Below are 25553 nucleotides of genomic sequence, written 5' to 3' on the forward strand. Positions count from 1 at the left end.
TCAAGTATTACAATACGGAACGGATCAAGATAAAATTAAAAGGACTGAGTCCGGTTCAATACCGAACTCAGTCTTTAACCTAACTAATTTAAACTGTCCAATAAACTGGGGTCAGTTCAAACACGCTGTTATTGGGGTTTTGTTTATATCTTTGTCAATTAGATACTTAAGTCGATATGACTATTTTTTATTTAACTCTGCTTCATCTATTGGGGTATAAATTAATACATGGACATCCGTTAAAGTCTCCATTGCAATTTTAATTTTTTCATACACCACCGACCATTCTAGGCCACCTAAACCCGCCCCTAAAGGTGGAATGGCAATAGATTTAATATTGCGCTGTTTGATTTCATCAACCAGTGTAATTAATCCCGCTTCAATATCTTTAATGTTACTTGCATTTCGCCAATGGCGTTTGGTAGGGAAATTGATAATAAAACGAGGATTAGACGTTTTTTGTATCTGATAAATAAACATTACACCGGGTATGAGTTCTTTATTTTTACATGCTAAAGCATACGCTTTGAAATTATCTGGCCATGCTTTTTTAAACTGTAAGGCAATACCGCGCCCCATTACACCAACACAATTAACAGCATTTACAATCGCCTCAGTATTTGCATGTAAAAGGTTACCTCGGGTGAGTTCTATCATTTAAATCACCTCCAACGTTATACTGAATTAAGGCTCTTCTACTATACGATTAAAATGGCGATAGGCATGATTAGTGGCAACCCGGCCTCTTGGCGTGCGCTGAATAAACCCTTGTTGAATTAAATAAGGCTCTAACACATCTTCAATGGTTTCTCGCTCTTCACCAATGGCGGCAGCAAGGTTATCTAATCCTACTGGGCCACCCATAAATTTATCAATAATGGCAAAAAGAAGTTTGCGATCTAAATAATCAAAACCCGCAGCATCCACATTTAACATATCAAGCGCTTTTGAGGCAGTATCCTCATCGATGGCTCCATTACCTTTAACCTGTGCAAAGTCTCGTACTCGGCGTAATAATCGGTTAGTAATACGTGGTGTACCTCGTGAGCGCATTGCTATTTGGCGCGCACCTTCATCTGTCATCTCTAATCCCATAAAGCTGGCGCTGCGAGAGACAATGTGCTGGAGATCGTCAACATTATAAAACTCAAGGCGTTGAACAATACCAAAACGGTCACGCAAAGGTGATGTTAAAGAGCCAGCTCTTGTGGTTGCTCCCACTAAAGTAAATGGCGGTAGATCAATTTTAATTGAACGTGCGGCAGGCCCTTCACCAATCATAATATCAAGCTGGTAATCTTCCATCGCAGGATAAAGAATTTCTTCAACAACCGGGGAAAGTCGATGAATTTCATCAATAAACAGTACGTCATGAGGCTCAAGGTTAGTTAGCATCGCGGCTAAATCGCCTGCTTTTTCAAGTACAGGGCCTGATGTCGTACGCAAGTTAACCCCCATTTCATTAGCAATGATATTTGCCAATGTAGTTTTGCCTAATCCGGGAGGGCCAAAAATAAGCAAATGGTCGAGTGCATCATGACGTAATTTAGCCGCCTGAATAAAAATCTCCATCTGTTCACGAACTTGTGGTTGCCCAACATATTCGGCAAGAGATTTAGGGCGAATAGCCCTATCTATCATTTCTTCTTCAGGTTGTTGAATTTCTGCTGAAATCAGGCGATCTGCTTCAATCACAATGTGTTACTCCTAAATAGCCGCGCGCAATGCTTCTTTGATAAGCGTTTCACTATCTGAACCCAGTTTTGCTACTTTACTGATCATTTTTGCTGCTTCTTGTGGTTTATAGCCCAATGCGATTAATGCAGCAGAAGCTTCAGCTTCAATATCAGCCGCTTTTGGCGCTTTAGGTGAAGCACTTTCTGGTAATTCAATATCGCTATTTTCGAATAAATCACCATTAAGACCCTTGAAGCGGTCTTTCATTTCAACCACTAAACGTTCTGCTGTTTTCTTACCCACGCCGGGTAATTTTACTAATGAAGAGATAGATTCATTTTCAATCGCTGTCACAAATTGGCGAGCCGACATACCCGATAAAATAGCGAGTGCCAGTTTCGGACCGACGCCATTGACTTTAATTAATTCACGAAAGAGTGCGCGCTCTTGTTTTTGGTTAAAACCATAAAGTAATTGAGCATCTTCACGTACGATAAATTGCGTATAGATAATGGCTTCTTGGCCAATATCAGGCAGTTCATAAAAACAGGTCATTGGCATATTAATTTCATAACCTACACCATTACCTGCCTCGATCAGCACCACTGGTGGCTGTTTTTCAAGAATAATTCCTCTGATACGACCTATCACCCTAACGCCTCCGCAAATATATTTACGCCAAGTTTATAACATAAAAAAAGCTGGACGTATATCCAGCCTGTGAAAAACCAAAGACATTTACCAAGATAACAACTTATCTTAATCTACCTCGCGTTAAAACTAATCGAGGATCACCCACACGTAATAAATTTTGGTTAAAGTGGCAATGTGTGATAGCAATAGCTAAGGCATCGGCGGCATCTGATTGTGGTGCGGCAGATAGCTTTAATATTGAACGCACCATATGTTGTACTTGGCTTTTTTCGGCAGCACCCGTACCCACAACCGTTTGTTTAACCTGACGAGCCGCATATTCAAAAACAGGTAAATCGTTATTTACCGCAGCCAATATCGCCACACCTCGTGCTTGCCCTAGTTTTAATGCAGAATCCGCATTTTTAGCCATAAACACTTGTTCAACCGCAAACACATCTGGCGAAAATTGCGTAATTATTTCGCTAACACCTGCATAAATACGTTTAAGTCGATTAGGAAGGTCGGGAACTTGTGTGCGAATGCAACCGCTTCCCAAATAGATAAGTTGTCGCCCTTGTTGTCGAATTACACCGTAGCCTGTAACGCGCGAACCGGGGTCTATACCTAGAATGATAGCCATATCAATTCCTGTTGCCGATATGGTCGATGGCGAGAGAAAAGAGCAAGAAAATCTGCTCTGCTCTTCTCTTCGCACTTTTTAATAACAGCAGTCAACACTGTTATTTTCGATAATCGTTAGAACGATTACAGGATATCTTCCAGTTGTTTTGCAACTTCATCAGAGATATCACCGTTGTGATACACTTCTTGCACGTCATCACTGTCTTCTAACATATCAATAAGACGCATTAATTTTGGTGCTGTTTCAATATCTAATTCTGCTTTTGTCGATGGGATCATGGAAACTTCTGCTGATTCAGCAACAAAACCTGCCGCATCCATCGCATCTTTCACTTCACCAAACGATTCTGGTGTGGTGTAAACATCAATAGCGCCATCATCATAAGTTTCAACGTCATCCGCACCCGCTTCTAACGCAGCTTCCATAACAGCATCTTCATCAACACCTGGTGCGTAAGAAATGACACCTTTTTTGGTGAAAAGATAAGAAACTGAACCATCTGTTCCTAAGTTACCACCTGTTTTGGTAAATGCATGGCGAACATCGGAAACAGTACGGTTACGATTATCACTTAAGCATTCAACCATCACAGCAGTACCCGCAGGGCCATAGCCTTCATAGATGATAGTTTCCATATTATCATTTTCATCATTACCCACACCGCGTGCAATCGCACGGTTTAAGGTGTCACGAGTCATGTTGTTTGATAATGCTTTATCAACTGCCGCACGTAAACGCGGGTTAGTTGCAGGATCACCACCACCTAAACGTGCTGCTGTAACTAATTCACGGATGATTTTAGTGAAAATTTTACCGCGTTTCGCATCTTGCGCTGCTTTACGGTGTTTTGTATTGGCCCATTTACTATGACCTGCCATGAAAATATCTCCAAACGTGGTCTAATCATTAAATAACAAATTCTTCAATCGCTTGCTGATTACTGGTGGATTTTGTTAATTTTGCCGCCAGTGGTACGTCGAGCCATTGGTATTGAGAATGCTCAGTTAACACTAGCTCTCGCTCTGCGGGCAGTGCTAACGTAAACCAATGTTCCTGACAATGTGTCACATCGGGTGCATAACGATGCCGAAAATGTGCAAAAATCTCAAAAAGGACTGAGCGATGACAATCCACCAGCTCAAGATTTTCTTTTATGATATCAATTCCAACTTCTTCTTGCACTTCACGCAAGGCAGTTTGAAAAGGTGTTTCGTTCTCTTCTAAGCTACCTGTCACCGATTGCCAAAAATCAGGATCATCTCGACGTTTAAGCATAAGCACCCGTTTGGTCTCTTTTGCATAAATAACAACTAAAACGGATATCGGGCGCTTATATTTCATTATTTACTCTTTATCTTCGCTAACTTCTTTTTGAATTACTGCAATTGCTAGTTCTTTTAAAGAATCAGCATTAGCAAAACTCGGTGCGTTAGTCATTAAGCACGCTGCCGCTGTTGTTTTAGGGAATGCAATAACATCACGGATATTATCAGTCCCTGTTAACAACATCACTAAACGGTCTAAACCAAAAGCTAAACCTGCATGTGGTGGTGTACCAAATTTAAGTGCATCTAATAAGAAACCGAATTTCTCTTGTTGCTCATCTGGCGAAATACCTAAAATGCTAAATACCGCTTGTTGCATTTCATTACGGTGAATACGTACAGAGCCACCACCCACTTCATAACCATTGATAACCATATCATACGCATTTGCTACCGCACCTACTGGATGTGCTGTCAGCTCAACAGGTGATAAGTCTTTTGGTGAAGTAAATGGATGGTGCATTGCACTTAAACTACCCGTTTCTTCATCTTCTTCAAACATTGGGAAGTCAATAACCCATAATGGTTTCCATGCATTTAAGTCTGTCAGTTCAAGATCACGACCCACTTTCAAACGCAGAGCACCCATTGCATCACTCATAGTGCCTTTACGACCTGCACCAAAGAAGATTAAATCGCCATCAGTTGCACCTGTTGTTTCTAAAATAGCGTTAACAACATCATTCGTCAGGAATTTAGCAATTGGGCTTTGTACACCTTCAATGCCTTTAGCACTTTCGTTGACTTTCATCCACGCAAGGCCTTTAGCGCCGTAAATACCAACAAATTGTGTATACTCATCGATATTTTTACGGGTTAATGATGCGCCACCGGGCACACGCAGTGCGATAACACGGCATTTCTCATCATTAGCGGCTTGAGCAAATACACTGAACTCAACATCTTTGACTAAATCAGCAATGTCTTTGAGTTCCATTGGGTTACGTAAATCAGGTTTGTCTGAACCATAACGACGCATTGCTTCAGCAAAGGTCATGACAGGGAACGCACCTAAATCGACATTAAGAATATCCAACCATAATGCGTGGATCATACGCTCCATCACTTCGCGCACTTGATCTGCACTCATGAAAGAGGTTTCAACATCGATTTGTGTAAATTCAGGCTGACGATCGGCACGTAAGTCTTCATCACGGAAGCATTTTACGATTTGATAATAACGGTCAAAGCCAGACATCATTAACAGCTGTTTAAAAAGCTGTGGTGATTGTGGTAATGCGTAGAATTTACCTTTGTGTACACGACTTGGTACTAAATAGTCACGCGCCCCTTCTGGTGTCGCTTTTGTCAGCATTGGAGTTTCAACATCAAGGAAACCTTCACCATCCATAAAACGGCGAACAAAGCTTGTGATTTTAGCTCGGGTTTTTAAGCGATCAGACATTTCAGGGCGACGCAGGTCTAAATAACGATAAGTTAAACGACGCTCTTCAGTATTTGTTTGATTACTATCTAACGGTAATGGCTCTGAACGGTTAAAAATAGACAGAGATTCTGCCGCTAACTCAATTTCACCTGTTGCCATATTTTTGTTAACTTGGCTATCAGGACGAGCGCGTACTGTTCCTGTGACTTGAATACAAAATTCATTACGCAGTTCTGATGCCTGAGAAAATGCCTCTTTCTGCTCTGGGTCAAAGAAAACTTGAACAATACCTTCGCGATCTCGCATATCAATAAAGATAAGTCCACCTAAGTCACGGCGACGGTTAACCCAACCACAAAGAGTCACTTTTTGGCCCACATGGGCACTATTCAACTGCCCACAATAATTAGTACGCATACAATATCCTTTTACTCAGCTTGTTGTGCTTTCTGCTGCGGAAATTTTGGCAATAGTCTTTTTCGAGTAGTGTCAAAAAAAAGGCAGACATTATAACGAAAATTCTTCCTAGAGATAAGAGTATAGACCTAGTTTATATGATACATCTTTTCAAGGATTTGCTAATCCCCAAACAATTAATTAATAATAATTATTTATAGCGACAGAAGTCGCTTTGAGGTTTATCATTAAATTCGCCGTTTTTTGGCTTTGGCAATGGAGAAAAGATGGTTAGCTCGCTTTATATCGTACTGGGCGCACTATTATTGATTAAATTGTCCCTCAATGTCGTAAAACTCAGAACACAATATCGGGTTGCTTATGGCGATGGTGGCTTTTATGAATTACAAACCGCCATCCGTGTTCACGGCAATGCGGTAGAATATATTCCTATTTCTATGATCTTATTGCTGGTCATGGAAATGAATGGTGCTTTTGTTTGGATGGTACACATCTGTGGCTCAATTTTAATCGCAGGTCGCTTCTTACACTCTTATGGATTAAAACACCGTGAACTTTGCTGGCGTCGTTCAGGCATGGCTGCCACTTACTTATCAATGGTATTGATGATCATTGCTAATATTTATTTCCTTCCTTGGATTCAAATCTTTTCCTTTTATTACTAAGTCCTCGTGGGAATAACATGATCATCCATGATCAAAACCGACATCCTTGCTGTTGTGTCTAATAACGGCAAGGTATCAAAAAGGTTTATTTATTTTTTCCAATTTCTTTCTAAATAATGCAACTTTGTGAGCACCGTCGCTTCTGGTAGAATGCTTGCTTCTTTTATTCCTTAAACCTATTTTAGTTATGTCGAATTCAAAATCATCACAACAAGACAGCTTATTTGCGACACCTATTGCAAACCTTGGTGACTGGCGCTTTGATGAAAAAGTCGCTGAAGTGTTTCCTGATATGATAAAACGCTCAGTACCCGGTTATTCAAATATCATCTCTATGATTGGTATGCTTGCAGGTCGCTTTGTTACACCCAATAGCCAAGTCTATGATTTAGGCTGTTCTTTAGGTGCTGCAACCCTTTCGATGCGTCGTAATATTGATGTGACAGGCTGTAAAATTATTGGTGTTGATAATTCACCAGCTATGGTAGAGCGTTGTCAACGCCATATTGATGCCTATAAAGCAGACACTCCCGTCGATATTATTGAGGGAGATATTCTCGATATTGAGATCAATAATGCCTCAATGGTCGTGCTTAACTTCACCTTACAATTCTTAGCACCAAACGATCGCCAAATATTATTAAACCGCATTTACCAAGGCCTTAACCCTGGTGGTGTGTTAGTTCTTTCTGAAAAATTCAGTTTTGAAGATAAAGAAATTGGTGAATTATTGTTTAATATGCACCATGATTTCAAACGCGCTAATGGTTACAGCGAATTAGAAATTAGCCAAAAACGTAGCATGTTAGAAAATGTCATGCTGACAGACTCTGTTGAAACCCATAAAACTCGCTTACATAATGCAGGTTTCCCTCATGCAGAAGTTTGGTTCCAATGTTTTAATTTTGGCTCTCTTTTAGCGATTAAAGGCAATAACTAATGATTAATTTTGGTTCGTTCTATCAACTTATTGCGCAAGATGAGCGCTTATTTCATTGGTTAGATACATTACCTGCTCAATTATCAGAATGGCGCTCAAATGCGTTACACGGTCACTTTTCCTCATGGGAAAGAATGCTTGATGGTTTGCCTGAAATAACCCCTACTGAACTTGATTTAAAAAATGGAGTAATTGCCAATAAAACACCTACATTAAGTGCCGGTGAGCAACTAGGTTTAAATAATATTCTGAAATCCTTAATGCCATGGCGAAAAGGCCCTTTCTCTCTTTATGGGGTCGATATTGATACAGAGTGGCGTTCAGATTGGAAATGGGATCGTGTTTTACCTCACCTTTCCCCTCTTGAAGGCCGTTTGGTGCTGGATGTAGGTTGTGGCAGTGGTTATCACATGTGGCGAATGTTAGGTGAAGGTGCTGAGTTTGTTGTGGGGATCGACCCTACTCAACTTTTCTTATGCCAATTTGAAGCCGTCAGAAAATTATTAGGGAATGATCAACGTGCACATTTAATTCCTGTTGGTATTGAACAAATGCCAGAATTAAAAGCCTTTGATACCGTATTCTCAATGGGTGTACTTTATCATCGTCGTTCACCACTTGATCATTTATGGCAATTAAAAAATCAATTGGTTTCAGGCGGTGAATTAGTATTAGAAAGCCTCGTTGTTGATGGTGATGAATTTCAATGTCTGATCCCTGGTGAACGTTATGCACAAATGCGTAACGTGTATTTTATTCCATCGGCAAAAATGCTAAAAGTTTGGTTAGAGAAATGTGGTTTTAAAGATGTACGCATTGTCGATGAAAACACAACCTCTCTAGATGAACAACGTAAAACGGATTGGATGATAACAGATTCATTAGATGCATTCTTAGATGCTGACGATAAAACAAAAACAGTTGAAGGTTATCCAGCACCTAAGCGTGCAATATTAATTGCAACTAAGCCTTAAATTTGATTAATTTTAAGTGTGCTACAAATAATCATTATAAAAAGGGTATCTTATAGAGATATCCTTTTTTCTATATTAAATTGTATTTAAAAATGACTTCATCAAACTTGGATCTATTTATAACTATAAAATTGGCTCTATAAAAGCTCACTATGGCAAAATATAAAGAAAATAAGCAAGCTAAACAAAAAAGGATCGCACAACAAAAGCAGCAATCTCTGGTTCTTAATAAGCAACGAAAAGAGAGTGAAAAGCGAGAGCTTTTTTTTGCTAAGCAAAATTTTTTAGCAGAAGAATCACCTGTTACACTTACGCCGTTACAGCGTAAAATCAGTGAGTTATTCTCTTGGTTTGATTATTTTACCCAATTTTTCTATATCGCTTTTATTATTACCGTTTGGTGCTATCCCGCATTATTTAGTGTTCAGACCATTTATAATTTAACCGTTATTTTTATCTTTGAATTTATTCTGGTCCATTCAGGCCTATTTATGGCTGTATTAGCACGCACTAAGCTTGTCTTTGTTCTTGTCCCCGTTTATAGCGTATTTGCCTTTATGATTAATAGTTTTGTCATGGGCGATGAAAATATTGTGCTTTGGCTCTACGCAGTTATCGTCGCTAATCGCCTTATTGGTAGCTATCAAGCAAAAAGTAGAGAAGCTTGGAATAAAAACATTCTTAATTCTGCATATATGACGCTAAATTTTCTATTTTGTATTTTCTTAATTGCAATAATTCGATTTATTATTCCTTACGGTGGTTTAACACCTGAATATTTAGACAAAGTAAATTATTTAAATTTAATCGCCTCACATAGTGAATATTTTAATGCGCCCCATGTTGGTATGGCATTAGGTACACTTTTATATACCATTCCTTTTGTTTTTTTGACAATTACAATGTTTTCACCTCTTTATAAAAAAATTAAATTTATTTATAACAGAGAAAAAGTAACTCGATGGTCACAACGTTAATTGCCTATTGATCAGGGGATGTTTATCGCTATAATGAGCTGGTTACATTTCCTATTTTATTTTTAAGAAGGCACTCCCCTACGATGAATTAAATTCTGCCAGAAAATTTTTCAAATACCTTTTGGGTATTCATTTTCTGTTACTGGCAGACAATAATTTATTTCGTCGCATCTAGAAAAAGATCTCGGCTGTCTGCCACCTATTTCGCTTAGGAGGTATTACTATGACAATAGCCTGTCACTTTTCACAACTTACAATCGAGTTTAATCAAAAACGTCTTTTTCCACCATTAACTCGCTCATTGGCTTGTCAGCAAAATGCATTAATCGGCCATAACGGTAAAGGGAAATCCATACTACTAAGATTATTAGCACAAAAAATAACACCGTCATCTGGGCAGGTTAATTGGAATATGCCTTTTGTTCACGTTGATCAATTAACACGATTACAAGGTAATACACTCGCCCAAGCGTTAGATATTCATGAAATTTATCAAGCATTCCAACGCGTTGATGCCGGTATTGCTACATTAGAAGATATTGAGTTGCTTGATGGCAAATGGCAACTTCCTGTTACGTGGCAGAATTTATTAGATTCAGCACAACTCCCTGTCGCATTAGATACTCCTATTACGCATTTAAGTGGTGGAGAACAAACACGTTTAGCACTTTGCCGTGTATTTTTACGAACCGAGAGCTTTCTTCTTTTGGATGAGCCAGATAATCATCTTGATTATCAAGGGCGACAATGGCTAATAAAACAATTAGCTCAACATAAAGCAGGCTCTCTTATTGTTAGTCACAATCGAAACTTACTCACTTATGCAGACACTACTTTAGAGTTAAGTGAAAAAGGTTTATCTGAATATGGTGGAAATTATGCTTTATATGAAACACAAAAAAATACAGAAATAGCCTCGTTGGAAGCTGCAAGTGATCGACTAAATAGCAAAATTAAAAATGAAAAACGCCAACAACAAGCCACATTACAAAAAGCAACGCAACGTAAACGCCAAGGTGAATCAATCAGGCAAAGTGGCTCTCAGTGCCTACTTCTACTGGATATGCAAAAAAATAGAGCAGAACAACGCCAATCAGCCGTAGCAAAACGGCATCAGCGTGTAATAGAAGATATGCAATCTCAAAAACAAGGTGTCGATGAAGAAAAAGTGCATGTTCATCAGCAGAAAATGATCTTGAATTATCAAAGCGATGGGCATCGTTTAAATGTATTTGTGGATAATCTTCAGCTTCCGTATGGTTATCAGCGCCCTATTTCATTTTCAGCCTACGGTAATGAGCATTGGCATATTAAAGGTAAAAATGGGTGTGGAAAATCGACATTATTGAAATGTCTGATCCAACAATTTAGCCCACGTTCTGGTGAGTTTCGTCTTAATAAAGACTTTTGTTATCTTGATCAACATCTTGCTCTACTTGATAAAACATTACCTGTTGCACAAGCACTACACCAATATCAACCCGCTATTTCTATCGAACAATGGCGAACACGGCTGGGTATGTTAAGGATCAGAGGCGATAACTCATTACTCCCTCTAGAAAAACTAAGTGGTGGCGAACAATTAAAAGCAACGTTATTGGCTTTAACCCAGAGTCCAATTCCCCCTGCGGTATTATTGCTTGATGAACCAGATAATCACCTTGATATTGGATCTAAACAATTATTGGAAAATTTACTCGTTGAATATCAAGGTACATTGTTACTGGTTTCGCATGATGAAACCTTTGTTGAACATTGCGGTATAACACATACTTTAGTATTGGATGAGATTGCATAAAAAAAACTGCGCTATAAAGGCGCAGTTTTAAAATTGGTCATTAAAACTAATTAAAGTTAACTAAAACTAAGAGGCTAATGGCGTATAAATACTCATAATGTCTTTCATCGCTTCAACCGTGTCTTCGTCCACACAATAATGGGTAAACTCATCAACTTCACTGTCTGAGCTCATTGTGACACCAGCTTTACGATAAATCATGGTTGAGGGTGCAACTTTACCTGCAGAGCTATGTATTTCTTTTAAACCTGCATCTAAGAATTTTTGGATATTACTTAGTCTTACACCAGCTCCCGCCATAATAACGGGACCTTGTGTTTTTTCATTTAATGTTCGTAATAAAGGTAAACCTAATTCTGCATTCGCTTGCTGGCCTGATGTTAAAATACGAGAAACACCTAACTGAGTCAGTTGTTCTAACCCTAATAATGGATTAATACACATATCAAAAGCACGATGAAAAGTAATAGCTAAAGGACCCGCAAGCTCCATTAGAATTTCCATTTTAGGCAAATCAATATGCCCTTCTTCATTTAATAAACCAACAACTGCACCAGGGAAGCCCATATCACGAATAAGGCTAATATCATTTTTCATTGCTGAAAAATCAGCTTGTGTGTAACAAAAATCCCCCCCTCGAGGGCGAATAATAGGATGAACGGGAATACGAACCAGATCTCTGACTTGTCTTAGCATTCCAAAGCTTGGCGTAATGCCACCTTCTGATGGACTGGTGCATAGTTCAATTCTATCCGCACCTGCTCGTTCTGCCACCAGCGCACACTCTGCGCCAAAACAACAAATCTCCAACGTAGCCATATCATCCCTCTTTATCCTTAATACAGAAAGTAATCAGAAAATAAATATCATTTCTCAGCGATTACTAACAATAGTTGTCGAATATCGTTATTCATTCAATTCCACTATCAGAATTTTGTGCTGACACAAGCAAACTATTTTCTGAAAGTGTCGTTCAACACTCACTTTCTACGATTTCAAGTAACGAATAAGGATGATACTTCACAGTCACTTTACCATTAGAAATAGCCACAGTGGGATTAGGCAAGCGTTCTTTTTCGCCTTTAGGTTCACTGATTTTTAAGCTAATACTCTCTGGTAAAGGAGATGGTAAAAATGCCATAACATTATTGACTAAATCAGAAGGCTCAACAGAGATCACTTGCTCAATATGTTCCCAACCTTGGTACTCATATATTTTATGGGTGGGAAATGGTAATTCAACAATAGAAACTGCTTGATTTAAAACCGTTAATGGTGTGTCTAATTGAAAAAGATAAATTGGACGTCCGTTAATAATATTATCAGAAATACACTTTCCACATTGACTAAGACCTTTTCTCCATTGTTCAGCCAATATTAAATCGTGACAACGTAACGAAACATGATCAATAAGATAAAGTGAAAAATTCAAACCTAGCTGATTGGCAAGCTGTATCATTTTTTCTTCAAACTGTGGAAGCTCGTGAGTTAAATCATTTAATTGAGGGATTGAAGAAAATAACGCCATTTTGAGTAACCTTAATGAAAAAACAGAGAAAAAACCTTAAAGATAAGGCGCAGATGGTAGCATGTTCTAGCCGGAATATGTTATAAATTCAAGGTTAATCCTAATTCTTTATAATAAACCTGTCAGGCTTTTGTCGTCAGGTTTTATTTTCTCAATAATTTAAGGTAACCCGGTGAATATTCAGGCTTTTCTTTCAGAAAAAATCAGTGTGGCAATGTGTGCCGCTGGCGCACCCGCTGATAGCGAACCACTTGTCCGCCAGTCAGCCAAAGTGCAATTTGGTGACTATCAGGCAAATGGTGTCATGGGAGCAGCAAAAAAGATGGGGATCCCACCCCGACAACTCGCAGAGAAAATTCTGGAACAGCTTGATATTACAGGTATTGCAGATAAAGTTGAAATCGCGGGCCCTGGTTTTATCAATATCTTCTTATCGCCACAATGGGTTGCAAAGCAAGCAGAAGACGCATTAGTCGATGAACATCTGAATGTAACATCTGTTACACCTCAAACTATTGTTATTGATTATTCTTCTCCCAACGTTGCAAAACAAATGCATGTCGGTCACTTACGCTCTACGATTATTGGCGATGCAAGTGCGCGTACATTATCTTTCTTAGGTCATAACGTTATTCGTGCTAATCACCTTGGTGATTGGGGTACGCAATTTGGTATGTTAATTGCGTATTTAGAGAAAAAACAAAACGAAAATGCCGCAGATATGGCGTTATCTGATCTCGAAGAGTTCTATCGTGAAGCAAAAAAATGCTATGACGAAGATGAAGTCTTTGCAGAGCGTGCGCGTAATTACGTTGTAAAATTACAAGGCGGTGATGAATATTGCCGTACAATGTGGCGCAAACTTGTTGATATCACGATGCAACAAAACCAAGTGACTTATCAGCGTCTTAACGTCACATTAACCGAAGACGACATTATGGGTGAAAGTCTTTATAACCCAATGTTACCTGGTATTGTTGCTGACCTAAAAGCAAAAGGCCTTGCTGTAGAAAGTGACGGTGCAACCGTTGTTTTCCTTGATGAATATAAAAACAAGGAAGGCGAACCTATGGGTGTTATCGTTCAGAAAAAAGACGGTGGCTACCTTTATACAACAACCGATATTGCTTGTGCTAAATATCGTCACGATAATCTACATGCTGATCGTGTTCTCTATTATATCGACTCTCGCCAACATCAGCATTTAATGCAAGCATGGACAATTGTCCGTAAAGCAGGTTATATCCCTGATTCAATGTTACTTGAACACCATATGTTCGGCATGATGTTAGGTAAAGACGGTCGTCCATTTAAAACACGTTCTGGTGGTACTATCCGTTTAACGGATTTACTCGATGAAGCACAAGAAAGAGCGCGCACATTAATTGCTGAAAAAAATCCAGATATGGATAAAGATGAATTAAATAATGTTGCTCGCGTTGTTGGTATTGGTGCTGTGAAATACGCTGACTTATCTAAAAACCGTACAACAGATTACATCTTTGATTGGGATCTGATGTTAAGCTTTGAAGGTAATACCGCACCTTATATGCAATATGCTTATACTCGTGTTGCTTCAATTTTTAAACGTGCTGAAATTGATGAAAGCACATTAACTCAGCCAATCACATTAACACAATCTCATGAAAAACAACTTGCATTACGTTTAGTGCAATTTGATGAGACCATCATGCAAGTTGCTCGTGAAGGAACACCTCATGTGATGTGTGCTTATCTCTACGATTTGGCACAAACCTTCTCTGGTTTTTATGAAAACTGCCCTATCTTATCTGCTGAAGATGAAAACACTCGCCAAAGCCGTCTAAAACTGGCGCGCTTGACCGCAAGAACCTTAAAACAAGGTTTAGATACTTTAGGGATCGAAACGGTCGATAGAATGTAATTAGCTTAAGCGCACAAATTACAGAAACAAAAAAACCGATGGCATTTGACCATCGGTTTTTTTATACATTAATTCTTAATTCAATATAGCTAAAAAACACTTCAAACGATTACTCAATCTCACTTCCAATGCTACTTAATCATTAATCTTCATTAGCAGTTATAACATCCTGACACAATAGCCCTCTGATATCTTTTACCTCAATCCAACCATCAACACTATCTATTGGCTTGCTTGGGCTATAAAGGCGATCGTTGACGTCTTTAGCCGTAAATGACAGTTGCTCATTTGTTTTGTCAAATACACCCACACAGTTAACTGGCGTTAATTTTGAGGTATTGATTTTTCCATCAGCAGTACAACCAGCAAGAAATAACGTAGCTAATGATACAGAAATGATAATTGCTTTTTTCATAGTAGCTCCTTGACACTCTTTTATTTTTATTTTTACTAAAAACCGTCTAATTGATTATTTAATAGTCTTTAAACTAGAAATATCTAATCGTTTATAACTGCCTTGAGTATAGCGAACAAATGGAGAAATATTTGAGTTATTGAGCTATTAATGAAAAAAATAAGAACTATTGCGAAGGTTTTGAAAAGAGAGGGAAAAACAGAAAACAATGGCGGACAAATGAAAGCAACAATTAGTGTACCATACCGAATTACCAGTAATCTAATTATCTATTAATAATAGATTTAGCATTAATTTCATTATTCACACGACTTATTGTTTACTGCTTATCCCTAGCAATCGTATTACCTATTTGAAGCGCAGACAAAATAGATATGATCACTTTCAGTAGTACTGAACGATAACAAGCAAATAACTTTACAGTCACGGTTAATCTACCTGAATAAAGAAATAATAATATGTCTTAAATCAAAAAAATTAAATGTTTTAAAATATACTGCAATATTTTGAAATATTTGCAATATCTCATCATTAAGTAAGAAATATTTAACAGATGTGTCATTTTTTAAACCTAAACAACACCAGAGAGTTTATCTAAAAAAAGATAATTCGTCAAACCGTAAGTGCTTAGAATATAGCGTCTATTTTTTTACTTTATGTAGAATAGCTGTACAAGTAAACAAATTGTCTAAAGATATTCGGTATGAATAATGATTAAATTAATTTATGCATTTCACTTAAAAAACACATTCTAATGCCGAAAAACTGTATAAATCATTCAGAAATTGGAAAAAAAATTTAATAAAAAAATAATGAAGAAAAAAAATTTCTGTATTTTTTTATTCTATTTTTCTTTTTGAACAGCATAGAGCTAATCTAACTAAATGCCAAAAGTGTGATCAATGTTGCATTATAAATAGTCTAGAAATAGAGAAAGGATCTAAATGAGAGGAATAGTAATGATAAAAAAATTGTTAATTTAAACCTCCCCGCTTTTATACAAAAAGCGGGGAGCATATTTTATGAACTATAAAGCGCGTAATGAAAAATGACGAGGCCTAAAACCTAATACATATAAAGCAACAAAATAACTGCCAGCCCCAACTACAACGACGAGTAATAGACGTAAAATACGCATAAGCATACTTCCGATATCCCAGCTTGGCATGATCCATAACATTCCAACTAAAACAGCCCCCATTACCACCAACGCAATTGTTAGTTTTAACAAAAAGACTGGCCAACCCGCCAAAGGTTGATAAATATCTTTTTTACGAATTTGCCAAAATAACATAGAGGCATTAAAACAAGCTGCAATACCAATAGAAAGCGCAAGACCAACGTGCTTTAAACTACCGACAAATGCGAGATTCATTAATTGTGTCAGTATTAATGTTGCGATAGCGATTTTTACAGGTGTTTTAATATCCTGACGCGAATAGAAACCAGGCGCTAAGATTTTTATGATAATAAGTCCCATCAACCCAACACAGTAAGCGATTAACGCTTGTTGTGTCATTAACGCATCATGAGCATTAAAATTGCCATACTGGAATAAAGATGCCGTTAACGGCCCTGATAATACAGCTAAACCAATCGTACAAGGTAGTGCCAATAAAAAGCACAGCCTTAATCCCCAATCCATTAGCTTTCTATATTCTTCAGTATTACCACTAGCAAAACTCTTCGATAATGAAGGTAATAAAATAGTGCCTAATGCAACCCCTAACACCCCGGTCGGTAGCTCCATAAGACGATCAGCATAATACATCCAAGAAACCGACCCAGACACTAAGAAAGAAGCAAAAATTGTATTGATAATTAAAGATATTTGGCTAACCGAAACACCTAAAATAGCAGGCCCCATTAATTTTAAAACACGCCAAACACCACTGTTTTTAAATGAGACTCTAGGTAGTACAAGCATGCCGATTTTTTTCAAATGCGGTAATTGGTAACCAAGTTGTAATATTCCGCCAGCAACAACCGCCCATGCCAATGCCATAATTGGTGGATTACAATAAGGTGCGACTACCAAAGCAAAAAATATCATACTGACATTGAGTAATGTCGGTGCAAAAGCAGGTACTGAAAAACGGTTCCATGTATTTAAAATAGAGCCCGTTAATGAAGCCAAAGAAATAAGGAAAATATAAGGAAAGGTTATTCGTAATAAATCGGTCGTAAGTTGAAACTTATCTGGCGAGCTACTAAAACCTGGCGCTGTGACATAAATAACCCATGGTGCAGCGATAATACCAATCACCGTAACAACGGCAAGGATCAGTGTTAGCATACCTGAAACATAAGCGATAAAAGTACGTGTTGCTTCATCACCTTGCTGATTTTTATATTCAGCTAATATTGGCACAAAGGCTTGAGAAAATGCCCCTTCTGCAAAAATACGACGAAGTAAATTCGGTAATTTAAATGCAACAAAAAAAGCATCTGTTGCCATACCTGCGCCAAAAATACGCGCAATGATTGCATCACGAATGAATCCTAAAACCCGTGAAAACATAGTCATAGAACTCACTGCGGCCAGTGATTTAAGTAAATTCATAAAGTCATTCTAATTTTTGTTGAATGGAATAAAAAGAAAGGGACTATACTCCGTCTCTAACATCGAAAAATCAATCATCAATTGGCTAAAAATAAGCAGTTTCAACTTACTTTTAACTGATTCCAATAAGAGAAAAACACCTATAATTTATGGTCTAGCTAATATTTTTCTCAACATTAATTCCAACATCGTTTGGCTATCATTTTCACTAAACTCAGGATCGATAATATTTCTCCCCATAGAACCATCTGCAATCACAAATAACCAAGTAGCCATTTTTTCTGGCTCTAATAGCGGGTCAATTTGCCCTTTTTTAATACCGTTTTCTAACATGGCAATCAAACGTTGCTTATTGTTTCTTTCATTTTCAATGAAAATTTCGTGAATACTCGCATTACGTGAAGCTTCAGCAAAAATTTCAATACTAATGCGCGCGTACTCTGGATGATTATAAAGCGCTATAATCTCTGTCATTAAACCAATAACTGCCTGAATACTCTCTTCTTGCGCTTCATAACGACAAAAAATCTCATCAAAAAGCTGTGCATCTTCTAACGCAATCGCTTCAATAATCGCATTTTTATTGGGAAAATAATGAAATACATTTCCGGGACTCATCCCTGCTTCATGACAAATTTCTGCTGTTGATGTGGAATGAAAGCCTTTTACGGCAAAGCAACGCATTGCGGCATCAATGATGTGCTTCATTTTTGCTTTTTGTTTTTCAGTCGCTGTCTTGTTCATAAACTAAAATCTCTAGACAAAATAAATTAGACTGATTAGTCTAGAATAAAGTAGACCAAACAGTCTAAAAGTTAACCCTATTATTGCAGAGTAACGATATCATGCAATTACTTAATGAACACTATCAGCTTCGCGTTGCAGAGCCTTCAGATCTTACTGAAATTATTCAATTATTTGCACAAGCCTTTCGTTTTAAATTGAATGCTTTTAACATTGATATTGCTCACCCTAAACAGAGTCAGCAATTAGAAGCCATTTGGAATACACTAGCGTGTAAAAAGAATAGCCAACAATTTGTTGTCACCGAGAATGAAAAGATAATTGCAACATTTTGTTTAGTCACAAAAGAAGCTCAATTTATATCAAATTCTTTTGCTAAAACACCTTTCTCTAATTATTGGCGCAATGGCATTATTCATTATATTAAGCAAAAAATTTTCTTTTCATTATTTGATTATACGCCAAAAGAAAATGAAGTTTATTTAGCTCATATTGCTGTTTTACCCACTTATCAAGGTCGTGGTATCGCTTATGCAATACTTCAATGGATATCGCAATACAGTAAAGATATTCTGAAAAAAGTATATTTATCACTTTATGTGGATACTCATCATAAAGGTGCTCTTTATTTATATCAAAAAAATGGGTTTTATATTGAGAGAAAAGGATCATCGCGCCTAACACAATCTATTTTTCATATTCAACATTGGTATTATATGTTGAAAAAAATCAACTAAAGGCAAATTCAATATCACTATTAGCATCAATATATGGATTAAAAGCACTGAAAAAAGCACCACTATAATTATAAACAGTGCTTCATCCTTAACAACATGGGCTACTTATCTTTTACAGTAAGTTATTGTTGTTAATGCGGTTAATACATGATCACGCCATTCTTGGTTTATTTGCAGATAATTTTTTGCATAGCCTTCTCGTTCAAAACCATGCTTCGCCAATAAATTACCACTACGTAAATTATGAGGCATATAATTCGCCATAATACGGTGCATACCTTGCTGGCGTTGCATATAACGCAACGTTTCAGTTAATGCCTCAGACATATAACCTTTACCTTGCCATTTCTCACCTACGGAATAACCTAAAAAACAGGCATTAAAGGCACCACGCATCACATTACTATAATTAGCCACACCAATAATTTCATCTTCAGTTGGTGTTAACAACAAAAAATGAAATGCACTTTCTTGTCGATGTAATTCGTTCATATATTGCAAACGATGTTCCCAACCGGAAGGCAAATAATGTGTTTTATCTCTTAAGGGTTCCCATGGAATTAAAAAACGACGATTTAATGTATAATAATCAGCCAATTTTTCCGCATCTCGCTCATAAGCTAAACGAATTATCATTCTTGTCGTTTCGAAACGAATTTTAGGAACTCCACCACGATAACCAAACATTGCGATCCCATTATCCTTTGATATAAATAAGCCTAATTCTGAAGTAACTCTTCTTATTCTGCCACTAACCTTAATAAAAAAATATCATCTTTAATTTACTAGGAATTATGCACATTTAGAGACAGAATAGTCGAAGAAATAAATTATTTCATTCCCCCCTTATTTTATTTAAATTATTTGCTTATTGATGGTGAGTAATGGCACTGGTAACACAAGCCCGTACCTTGGGTAAATACTTCCTCCTAATTGACAATATGTTAGTTGTCTTAGGTTTTTTCGTCGTTTTTCCTCTGATTTCTATTCGTTTCGTCGAACAATTGGGTTGGGCTGGTGTTATTGTCGGTTTTGCATTAGGGCTTAGACAGTTAGTCCAGCAAGGCCTAGGTATTTTTGGTGGCGCCATCGCAGACCGCTTTGGTGCAAAACCAATGATAATAACTGGAATGTTATTACGTGCTTTAGGTTTTGCTTTAATGGCAATGGCAGACCAACCGTGGATACTTTGGTTATCTTGCATTTTATCTGCATTAGGGGGAACATTATTTGATCCACCTCGCACAGCACTAGTTATTAAATTAACCCGTCCTTATGAACGTGGTCGTTTTTATTCTCTATTATTAATGCAAGATAGTGCAGGAGCAGTTATTGGGGCGCTGATTGGTAGTTGGTTATTATTATATGATTTTCATTTAGTATGCTGGGTTGGCGCTGGTGTTTTTGTTATTGCTGCTTTATTCAATGCTTGGTTATTACCTGCTTACCGCATATCTACTACCAGAACACCGATTAAAGAAGGGCTAAATCGTGTATTACTGGATAAACGTTTTGTCAGTTATGTCTTAACGTTAACAGGCTATTTTGTATTGTCTGTTCAAGTCATGTTGATGTTCCCTATTATCGTTAACGATATCGCCGGTACTCCCACAGCAGTAAAATGGATGTATGCCATTGAAGCACTACTCTCTTTAACCTTGCTCTATCCTATTGCGCGCTGGAGTGAAAAACGTTTCAAATTGGAACAGCGTTTAATGGCAGGCTTATTTTTAATGAGCATCAGCATGTTTCCTGTTGGAATGATCCATTCATTACAAGGCATCTTCTTAATTATTGGTTTATTTTATCTCGGCACGATCACTGCAGAGCCTGCGCGCGAAACATTAAGTGCCTCCCTGGCTGATCCTCGCGCTCGTGGCAGTTATATGGGATTTAGCCGCTTAGGCTTGGCCTTTGGTGGCGCAATCGGATACACCGGTGGTGGATGGATGTACGATTTAGGTAACCAATTTGATATGCCTGAATTACCTTGGTTCTTATTAGGTACGGTAGGATTAATAACGCTTTACGCACTACATCGCCAATTTAATCGTAAAAAAATAGAAACAGCCATGCTTACTCCTTAGATATCAGGTAAACTTTTAGTTATCAATGATCAAGGAGTGTTTATGAAAGCTATTCTTCTAACAACCATATTATTACTAACAAGCTTTGTGGTGGGTTGTGATCAGCTCAAGCAATTTGATGTAAGTGAAAATTTGATTAATGACTATATTAGCCGGAAAACAAATCTTCAAAAACATATTGGTGAAGATGAAGTTGTATCCGCTGATATCAGATTAAGTAATCTTTCAATCCAAATTGGTCGTACAGAGCCGGGTAAAATTAACCTTTCAGGTACTGCCGATCTAAAAATTAATTCATTTTTTGGTAAAACAAGTGCCAAAGTTGATCTTACATTATCAGGTCAACCTTCTTATCAAGCCGATCAAGGTGCGATATACATAAAGTCCATGACTATTGATAACTATAAAGTATCGCCAGAAAAAATGGATGCTGTCGTTGTCGCATTAAAACCTTATTTAGATGCCACCATTGCAACGTATTTTGATAATCATCCTGTTTATATCCTCAATCCTGAGAAAAATAGCGCTGAAGCCGCGGCATTTAAACTGGCAAAAGGCATTGAAGTTAAACCGGGTAAATTCGTGATCCAACTCTAATAGTTACGTGAGTTGATTAAAAATATTTATCGACATTAATGAGAAAGGCAAACCTAATGGTTTGCCTTTTTTATGAATAGTAAAATACTTTTGCAAAGAAAATAAGATATTACTCTGCTTCAGTATCTTCACCCTTTTCATCATCAGAAAGCTCTTCACGTAATGCCGATAACGCACCACGCGCAATTGCAGCTAATGTACGATAAAAACCACTTGTTGCGTGAGCTTCTACTTTACCAAGAAATGCCCCAGCCCAAGGTAATAAGTATTCATCAAATAACTGTATTTGAGCTAATACTTCATCTTCTGCTGAATTATCTTCCAGCCATGAAGCAGCAAGTAATAAAGCGCCAAAACTGTCTGTTGCATTCTCAGTAACTGGCATACCTCTTGCAATTAAGAATTGACGAACATCGTCTTCTTTGATCTCTTCGTAATCATGAGCATAAATAGATACAGCAGGCGCCTCTCCACCAAAAAGAGATTGGTAATCAGCTTCAACAATAGCCAAATCTTTGACACTATTTTTTAATGTATTAAATAACTCGTCTTGCTCCAATGGCCATAACTGGCTCAATTTTCCTTCACCAACCATTTTAATAATTGGCGCTAAAATAGGATCATTTGGGTCACGTTGAAATAATGTGCCTAAAAGTCGGCAAACTATTGAGAATTCATTCATTGTATTTTTTATCCTAAAAAGTTTCGCGTTATTGTGCGTTTAACGACAAGAAAATCAACTTTTTTCTTTTTTATTATTATAAGTATTAATTTAACCAAAGGGAGCTTTTAAAACAGAAAAAGCGCGCTCTTAATAATTAAGCTTTTGCTTAATATAAGAAACGCGCCTAATCCCATGCTACTTATCTTTTAAAACAGTTTTATTATAACGACTTTAAAACTCTTTTATGACAACAGCATTTTTGTTGCATTAGTTAACTTGCAATATCAAGAAAATTATCTCTTACACCATTGACTCGAAACCACCCAGCAATACTCACTCGCTCTTTATTAGTAGGGAGCACTTCATGAGGGAATTGTTCTGAAAGGAAAACAACTAAACGCCCTCCTTTTGGTGTGATTGTCGCAAGTTCGTTATCCTTTAAATCATAGATAACTAATTCGCCACCATCTTCGGTTGTCCAATCCTCATTAAGATATAACACTGTGGTTAAACGCCGAGTTACATTTTCTTTAAAAGCATCCAGATGTTTTTTATAAAATGCTCCTTTCTCATAACACGCAAAATGTGCTTCGTATTCAAATAGTCCTAAATAAAACTCTCGATTAACAGCACGTTGAATAGACTCCATTTGCATTAAATAATGTTGTACTGGTTCACCCATTTCTGGCTCTAGCCAACTTATTTTATCGCTACGTATTGTTGTTTCTGCTTGACGATTTTCATGACGACCAATACGAGCTTGTTGTGCATTGTCACCAAAACAAGTGCGTAGTTATTGAACAGCTTCTGGTGTGAGGAAATCATCCCATACACACCATCCTTTCTCTGCTATTTGCTCAAGAAGTTCTGCTATATTCATAGGTATATTGTCTGATAAACATGGGAAACTACTTTATATCACCAAGTTGACTAAAATGACAATTTAATAAACTTATCTTTTCGATAACATCAATTAATCAGAGTTTAATTCTATAAAAACCACAAAAACATACAGTGTATTCTTCTAGCATTAAGAGTAAAAGCGTTTTCTATTTAGACGAATAAATTCATATTAATAATATTTATTTTTAATAAATTTAAATTTTATATTCATTAATATTAAATGTTATTTTTAATAATATGTTCTAAGCATTGATAAGATCATAATTAATATATATCTTTTTTTACAATTAAAATCTTATGGATTTATATAACACACTAAAAATGTAATATTATTTAATAATTAGAGATAAAAATAGGCGATAAATATAAATTTTATCGCCCACTTTCTAAAATCAAAATATAAGAGAAGGAAACTTAATAGCCACTATCCATATCAACCACACCAAAAGGAGTCTCTCCTTTTTCAATTCGTTGAATATTTTCAACTATAGTATCCATTGCAATATTTGGAATGGTAAAGGCCGCGATATGTGGTGTAATAGAAACTCGAGGATGAGTCCAGAATGGATGCATACCTGCTAAAGGCTCTTGAGCAAAAACATCAAGAGTTGCATCAGCAATGTATCCTTGGTCTATCGCTTCTAATAAATCTTGATCAACTAAATGTGCGCCACGAGCAAGGTTAATTAAATAGGATGAAGGTTTAAGTTGTTCAAAAAGAGAAAAATTTAAAATACCATGAGTTTCTGGTGTATAAGGTAATAAGTTAATCAGTAAATTACACTCTTTAAGGAAGTCCTTAAGTTGCTCTTTACCATAAAAACTTTCAACATTCTTAATTTGCTTTTCACTACGGCTCCAGCAACGCACTTTAAAACCTAGTTCAGCGAGTTTAGTCGCGACACTCCCGCCTAAAGCACCTGCACCTAAAACACCAATCACAAAATCATCATAAGAGTGAGAAGGAAGCTGTTTCCATAAACGTTGTGATTGTTGGCGTTTATAATCATCCATGCGACGAAAATAATACATTACTTTCGCAATCGCATATTCTTGCATTTGAAGCCCCATTCCGGTGTCTTCCAAACGCATAACAGGAACACCTGTTGGTAATGTGCCAGGCTTTTGTTGTTCTTGTTTTAAAATAGCATCAACCCCCGCCCCTAATGCAAAAATACCTTTAAGGTGATTGCGACTTGCAAGCATTTCATAAGGAGGAAGCCAAACCATAGCATAATCAGCAGGTTGATTATCGCCTGGTTCCCAAATGCGTATATTGGCATTCGGCAAACGCGCCTTCATACCGTTGATCCATGTCTCTGCGTCAAAAAAAGGATGATAATAAATAATATTCATTGTGCCTTCCTCCAGCATTTTTATCATAGGGTGCGAGGGTTACGTTCTGATTTCAAGTCTCTTTGAATAAGTTGTTAATAAAAATGTTGAGAATGTTAACCAGTTAACGAAAATCTCAATTCTTTTTTCAATACGCTAACCTATTGCGTGAATGGGTTTACTACATAATTTGTCTAGCATTTGTGCATATTGTTTTTTATTTGACTGCTTGATACAAAAGTTAAAAGAAAAATGCATTTAGCTGTTGACGCTTATGCTCCTTTTCCCTATAGTAGCGCCCCGTTGAGAGATGTTAAGTACATATCCAACAACAATACGGTGAGATGTCCGAGAGGCTGAAGGAGCACGCCTGGAAAGTGTGTATACGGCAACGTATCGAGGGTTCGAATCCCTCTCTCACCGCCATATTCTAAGATAGAGCCTAGTTTTTTAATTAGGCTCTATTTTTTTGTAGAAAAAATATCAACTTTCATTCTAGTTATTTTTTCTCGCTTCCATCTATAGCCTATTTAAACTCATTTTTCGATACTATTTCTTTAGTATACAACACCCACTTATTTTATTTTGGCTTAATCGTTTTATTTAATAATTTTTTATCAGTTAACAATCTCTAATAA

Annotated in this window: 26 protein-coding genes and 1 tRNA gene; 11 read left to right on the forward strand and 16 right to left on the reverse strand. The window is 37.2% G+C overall.

What is annotated here, in order from left to right; genetic code table 11:
- Positions 1–83 (forward strand): IS3 family transposase (locus tag DK866_RS02175; RefSeq protein WP_162556974.1); only part of this gene is annotated, 83 nt, incomplete at its 5' end.
- Positions 84–180: 97 nt separating this feature from the next.
- Here the strand turns inward: DK866_RS02175 and DK866_RS02180 are convergent.
- From DK866_RS02180 to aspS, 7 genes are all read right to left on the reverse strand, one after another.
- Positions 181–657 (reverse strand): macro domain-containing protein, encoded by a 477-nt coding sequence (locus DK866_RS02180; RefSeq protein ID WP_109407556.1) that lies wholly within the window; start codon positions 655–657, stop codon positions 181–183.
- Between the two features lie 27 nt (positions 658–684).
- Positions 685–1695: a Holliday junction branch migration DNA helicase RuvB gene (gene ruvB, locus DK866_RS02185; RefSeq protein ID WP_109407557.1), complete on the reverse strand. Its 1011-nt coding sequence runs from the start codon at positions 1693–1695 to the stop codon at positions 685–687.
- 12 nt (positions 1696–1707) lie between these two features.
- On the reverse strand, positions 1708–2328 hold the full coding sequence (ruvA, locus tag DK866_RS02190; RefSeq protein ID WP_109407558.1) for a Holliday junction branch migration protein RuvA: 621 nt from the start codon (positions 2326–2328) through the stop codon (positions 1708–1710).
- A 103-nt stretch (positions 2329–2431) separates the two neighbouring features.
- Complete coding sequence (ruvC, locus tag DK866_RS02195; protein WP_006536599.1) at positions 2432–2953, reverse strand: crossover junction endodeoxyribonuclease RuvC; 522 nt, start codon at positions 2951–2953, stop codon at positions 2432–2434.
- A 125-nt stretch (positions 2954–3078) separates the two neighbouring features.
- Positions 3079–3834 carry a YebC/PmpR family DNA-binding transcriptional regulator gene (locus DK866_RS02200; RefSeq protein ID WP_006536597.1) on the reverse strand — a complete coding sequence of 252 codons (756 nt, stop codon included), beginning with the start codon at positions 3832–3834 and terminating at the stop codon, positions 3079–3081.
- Between the two features lie 28 nt (positions 3835–3862).
- Complete coding sequence (gene nudB, locus DK866_RS02205) at positions 3863–4297, reverse strand: dihydroneopterin triphosphate diphosphatase (RefSeq protein ID WP_109407559.1); 435 nt, start codon at positions 4295–4297, stop codon at positions 3863–3865.
- Positions 4298–4300: 3 nt separating this feature from the next.
- The gene (gene aspS / locus DK866_RS02210; RefSeq protein WP_109407560.1) at positions 4301–6085 is read right to left on the reverse strand and encodes an aspartate--tRNA ligase; all 1785 of its coding nucleotides are present in this window, start codon (positions 6083–6085) and stop codon (positions 4301–4303) included.
- Positions 6086–6351: 266 nt separating this feature from the next.
- Here aspS and DK866_RS02215 point away from each other — a divergent pair, with 266 nt between their 5' ends.
- The 5 genes from DK866_RS02215 to DK866_RS02235 all read left to right on the forward strand — a co-directional run bounded on the left by DK866_RS02215 (position 6352) and on the right by DK866_RS02235 (position 11439).
- Positions 6352–6750, forward strand: a complete 399-nt coding sequence (locus DK866_RS02215; protein WP_109407561.1) for an MAPEG family protein — start codon at positions 6352–6354, stop codon at positions 6748–6750.
- Positions 6751–6937: 187 nt separating this feature from the next.
- Positions 6938–7690 carry a carboxy-S-adenosyl-L-methionine synthase CmoA gene (cmoA, locus tag DK866_RS02220; RefSeq protein WP_099660455.1) on the forward strand — a complete coding sequence of 251 codons (753 nt, stop codon included), beginning with the start codon at positions 6938–6940 and terminating at the stop codon, positions 7688–7690.
- Positions 7690–8664: a tRNA 5-methoxyuridine(34)/uridine 5-oxyacetic acid(34) synthase CmoB gene (cmoB, locus tag DK866_RS02225; RefSeq protein WP_109407562.1), complete on the forward strand. Its 975-nt coding sequence runs from the start codon at positions 7690–7692 to the stop codon at positions 8662–8664. Before cmoA ends, cmoB begins: the two co-directional genes overlap by 1 nt.
- Before the next feature lie 152 nt (positions 8665–8816).
- Positions 8817–9641, forward strand: a complete 825-nt coding sequence (locus tag DK866_RS02230; protein WP_109407563.1) for a hypothetical protein — start codon at positions 8817–8819, stop codon at positions 9639–9641.
- 223 nt (positions 9642–9864) lie between these two features.
- Positions 9865–11439: an ATP-binding cassette domain-containing protein gene (locus tag DK866_RS02235; RefSeq protein WP_109407564.1), complete on the forward strand. Its 1575-nt coding sequence runs from the start codon at positions 9865–9867 to the stop codon at positions 11437–11439.
- Between the two features lie 66 nt (positions 11440–11505).
- Here DK866_RS02235 and cutC read toward each other — a convergent pair whose 3' ends face one another.
- Both cutC and DK866_RS02245 read right to left on the reverse strand, forming a co-directional pair.
- Positions 11506–12258, reverse strand: coding sequence for a copper homeostasis protein CutC (gene cutC / locus DK866_RS02240; RefSeq protein WP_072068218.1), 753 nt, complete (start codon positions 12256–12258; stop codon positions 11506–11508).
- A gap of 154 nt (positions 12259–12412) precedes the next feature.
- Positions 12413–12967 (reverse strand): VOC family protein, encoded by a 555-nt coding sequence (locus DK866_RS02245; protein WP_109407565.1) that lies wholly within the window; start codon positions 12965–12967, stop codon positions 12413–12415.
- Positions 12968–13139: 172 nt separating this feature from the next.
- Between DK866_RS02245 and argS the strand changes: the two genes are divergently transcribed.
- Entirely contained in the window at positions 13140–14870 is a 1731-nt protein-coding gene (gene argS, locus DK866_RS02250; RefSeq protein ID WP_109407566.1) for an arginine--tRNA ligase, read from the forward strand.
- 142 nt (positions 14871–15012) lie between these two features.
- On the opposite strand, the gene DK866_RS02255 is transcribed toward argS, so the two are convergent.
- The 3 genes from DK866_RS02255 to DK866_RS02265 form a co-directional block, all read right to left on the reverse strand.
- The gene (locus tag DK866_RS02255) at positions 15013–15285 is read right to left on the reverse strand and encodes a hypothetical protein (RefSeq protein ID WP_109407567.1); all 273 of its coding nucleotides are present in this window, start codon (positions 15283–15285) and stop codon (positions 15013–15015) included.
- A 1027-nt stretch (positions 15286–16312) separates the two neighbouring features.
- Positions 16313–17848 (reverse strand): murein biosynthesis integral membrane protein MurJ, encoded by a 1536-nt coding sequence (murJ, locus tag DK866_RS02260; protein WP_109407568.1) that lies wholly within the window; start codon positions 17846–17848, stop codon positions 16313–16315.
- A gap of 147 nt (positions 17849–17995) precedes the next feature.
- Entirely contained in the window at positions 17996–18592 is a 597-nt protein-coding gene (locus DK866_RS02265; RefSeq protein WP_109407569.1) for a TetR/AcrR family transcriptional regulator, read from the reverse strand.
- A gap of 101 nt (positions 18593–18693) precedes the next feature.
- On the opposite strand from DK866_RS02265, the gene DK866_RS02270 reads away from it, so the two are divergent.
- Complete coding sequence (locus DK866_RS02270; protein ID WP_109407570.1) at positions 18694–19329, forward strand: GNAT family N-acetyltransferase; 636 nt, start codon at positions 18694–18696, stop codon at positions 19327–19329.
- 105 nt (positions 19330–19434) lie between these two features.
- Here the strand turns inward: DK866_RS02270 and rimJ are convergent, their stop codons facing one another.
- Positions 19435–20016, reverse strand: a complete 582-nt coding sequence (gene rimJ, locus DK866_RS02275) for a ribosomal protein S5-alanine N-acetyltransferase (RefSeq protein WP_109407571.1) — start codon at positions 20014–20016, stop codon at positions 19435–19437.
- Between the two features lie 197 nt (positions 20017–20213).
- Between rimJ and mdtH the strand changes: the two genes are divergently transcribed.
- Together mdtH and DK866_RS02285 are read left to right on the forward strand one after the other, a co-directional pair.
- The gene (gene mdtH / locus DK866_RS02280; protein WP_109407572.1) at positions 20214–21416 is read left to right on the forward strand and encodes a multidrug efflux MFS transporter MdtH; all 1203 of its coding nucleotides are present in this window, start codon (positions 20214–20216) and stop codon (positions 21414–21416) included.
- 42 nt (positions 21417–21458) lie between these two features.
- Positions 21459–22013, forward strand: coding sequence for a lipoprotein (locus tag DK866_RS02285; protein ID WP_109407573.1), 555 nt, complete (start codon positions 21459–21461; stop codon positions 22011–22013).
- 109 nt (positions 22014–22122) lie between these two features.
- Here DK866_RS02285 and DK866_RS02290 read toward each other — a convergent pair whose 3' ends face one another.
- From DK866_RS02290 to ghrA, 3 genes are all read right to left on the reverse strand, one after another.
- On the reverse strand, positions 22123–22695 hold the full coding sequence (locus tag DK866_RS02290) for a TorD/DmsD family molecular chaperone (protein WP_109407574.1): 573 nt from the start codon (positions 22693–22695) through the stop codon (positions 22123–22125).
- A gap of 253 nt (positions 22696–22948) precedes the next feature.
- Positions 22949–23359 (reverse strand): 2OG-Fe(II) oxygenase, encoded by a 411-nt coding sequence (locus tag DK866_RS02295; RefSeq protein WP_244179641.1) that lies wholly within the window; start codon positions 23357–23359, stop codon positions 22949–22951.
- Between the two features lie 635 nt (positions 23360–23994).
- Positions 23995–24936 carry a glyoxylate/hydroxypyruvate reductase GhrA gene (gene ghrA, locus DK866_RS02300; protein WP_109407575.1) on the reverse strand — a complete coding sequence of 314 codons (942 nt, stop codon included), beginning with the start codon at positions 24934–24936 and terminating at the stop codon, positions 23995–23997.
- Between the two features lie 317 nt (positions 24937–25253).
- Between ghrA and DK866_RS02305 the strand changes: the two genes are divergently transcribed.
- Positions 25254–25341 (forward strand) — tRNA-Ser (locus tag DK866_RS02305).
- Positions 25342–25553: the final 212 nt, after the last annotated feature.

The organism is Proteus genomosp. 4 str. ATCC 51469 (genome assembly GCF_003144375.1).
Classification (GTDB): Bacteria; Pseudomonadota; Gammaproteobacteria; order Enterobacterales; family Enterobacteriaceae; genus Proteus.

Excerpts from the sequence above, each read along its gene's own strand:
- DK866_RS02180 (WP_109407556.1), bottom strand. The coding sequence starts at position 657 with ATGATAGAACTCACCCGAGGTAACCTTTTACATGCAAATACTGAGGCG.
- ruvC (WP_006536599.1), bottom strand. The coding sequence starts at position 2,953 with ATGGCTATCATTCTAGGTATAGACCCCGGTTCGCGCGTTACAGGCTAC.
- DK866_RS02200 (WP_006536597.1), bottom strand. The coding sequence starts at position 3,834 with ATGGCAGGTCATAGTAAATGGGCCAATACAAAACACCGTAAAGCAGCG.
- nudB (WP_109407559.1), bottom strand. The coding sequence starts at position 4,297 with ATGAAATATAAGCGCCCGATATCCGTTTTAGTTGTTATTTATGCAAAA.
- aspS (WP_109407560.1), bottom strand. The coding sequence starts at position 6,085 with ATGCGTACTAATTATTGTGGGCAGTTGAATAGTGCCCATGTGGGCCAA.
- DK866_RS02215 (WP_109407561.1), top strand. The coding sequence starts at position 6,352 with ATGGTTAGCTCGCTTTATATCGTACTGGGCGCACTATTATTGATTAAA.
- cmoA (WP_099660455.1), top strand. The coding sequence starts at position 6,938 with ATGTCGAATTCAAAATCATCACAACAAGACAGCTTATTTGCGACACCT.
- cmoB (WP_109407562.1), top strand. The coding sequence starts at position 7,690 with ATGATTAATTTTGGTTCGTTCTATCAACTTATTGCGCAAGATGAGCGC.
- DK866_RS02230 (WP_109407563.1), top strand. The coding sequence starts at position 8,817 with ATGGCAAAATATAAAGAAAATAAGCAAGCTAAACAAAAAAGGATCGCA.
- DK866_RS02235 (WP_109407564.1), top strand. The coding sequence starts at position 9,865 with ATGACAATAGCCTGTCACTTTTCACAACTTACAATCGAGTTTAATCAA.
- cutC (WP_072068218.1), bottom strand. The coding sequence starts at position 12,258 with ATGGCTACGTTGGAGATTTGTTGTTTTGGCGCAGAGTGTGCGCTGGTG.
- DK866_RS02245 (WP_109407565.1), bottom strand. The coding sequence starts at position 12,967 with ATGGCGTTATTTTCTTCAATCCCTCAATTAAATGATTTAACTCACGAG.
- DK866_RS02255 (WP_109407567.1), bottom strand. The coding sequence starts at position 15,285 with ATGAAAAAAGCAATTATCATTTCTGTATCATTAGCTACGTTATTTCTT.
- murJ (WP_109407568.1), bottom strand. The coding sequence starts at position 17,848 with ATGAATTTACTTAAATCACTGGCCGCAGTGAGTTCTATGACTATGTTT.
- DK866_RS02265 (WP_109407569.1), bottom strand. The coding sequence starts at position 18,592 with ATGAACAAGACAGCGACTGAAAAACAAAAAGCAAAAATGAAGCACATC.
- DK866_RS02270 (WP_109407570.1), top strand. The coding sequence starts at position 18,694 with ATGCAATTACTTAATGAACACTATCAGCTTCGCGTTGCAGAGCCTTCA.
- rimJ (WP_109407571.1), bottom strand. The coding sequence starts at position 20,016 with ATGTTTGGTTATCGTGGTGGAGTTCCTAAAATTCGTTTCGAAACGACA.
- mdtH (WP_109407572.1), top strand. The coding sequence starts at position 20,214 with ATGGCACTGGTAACACAAGCCCGTACCTTGGGTAAATACTTCCTCCTA.
- DK866_RS02285 (WP_109407573.1), top strand. The coding sequence starts at position 21,459 with ATGAAAGCTATTCTTCTAACAACCATATTATTACTAACAAGCTTTGTG.
- DK866_RS02290 (WP_109407574.1), bottom strand. The coding sequence starts at position 22,695 with ATGAATGAATTCTCAATAGTTTGCCGACTTTTAGGCACATTATTTCAA.
- DK866_RS02295 (WP_244179641.1), bottom strand. The coding sequence starts at position 23,359 with ATGGGTGAACCAGTACAACATTATTTAATGCAAATGGAGTCTATTCAA.
- ghrA (WP_109407575.1), bottom strand. The coding sequence starts at position 24,936 with ATGAATATTATTTATTATCATCCTTTTTTTGACGCAGAGACATGGATC.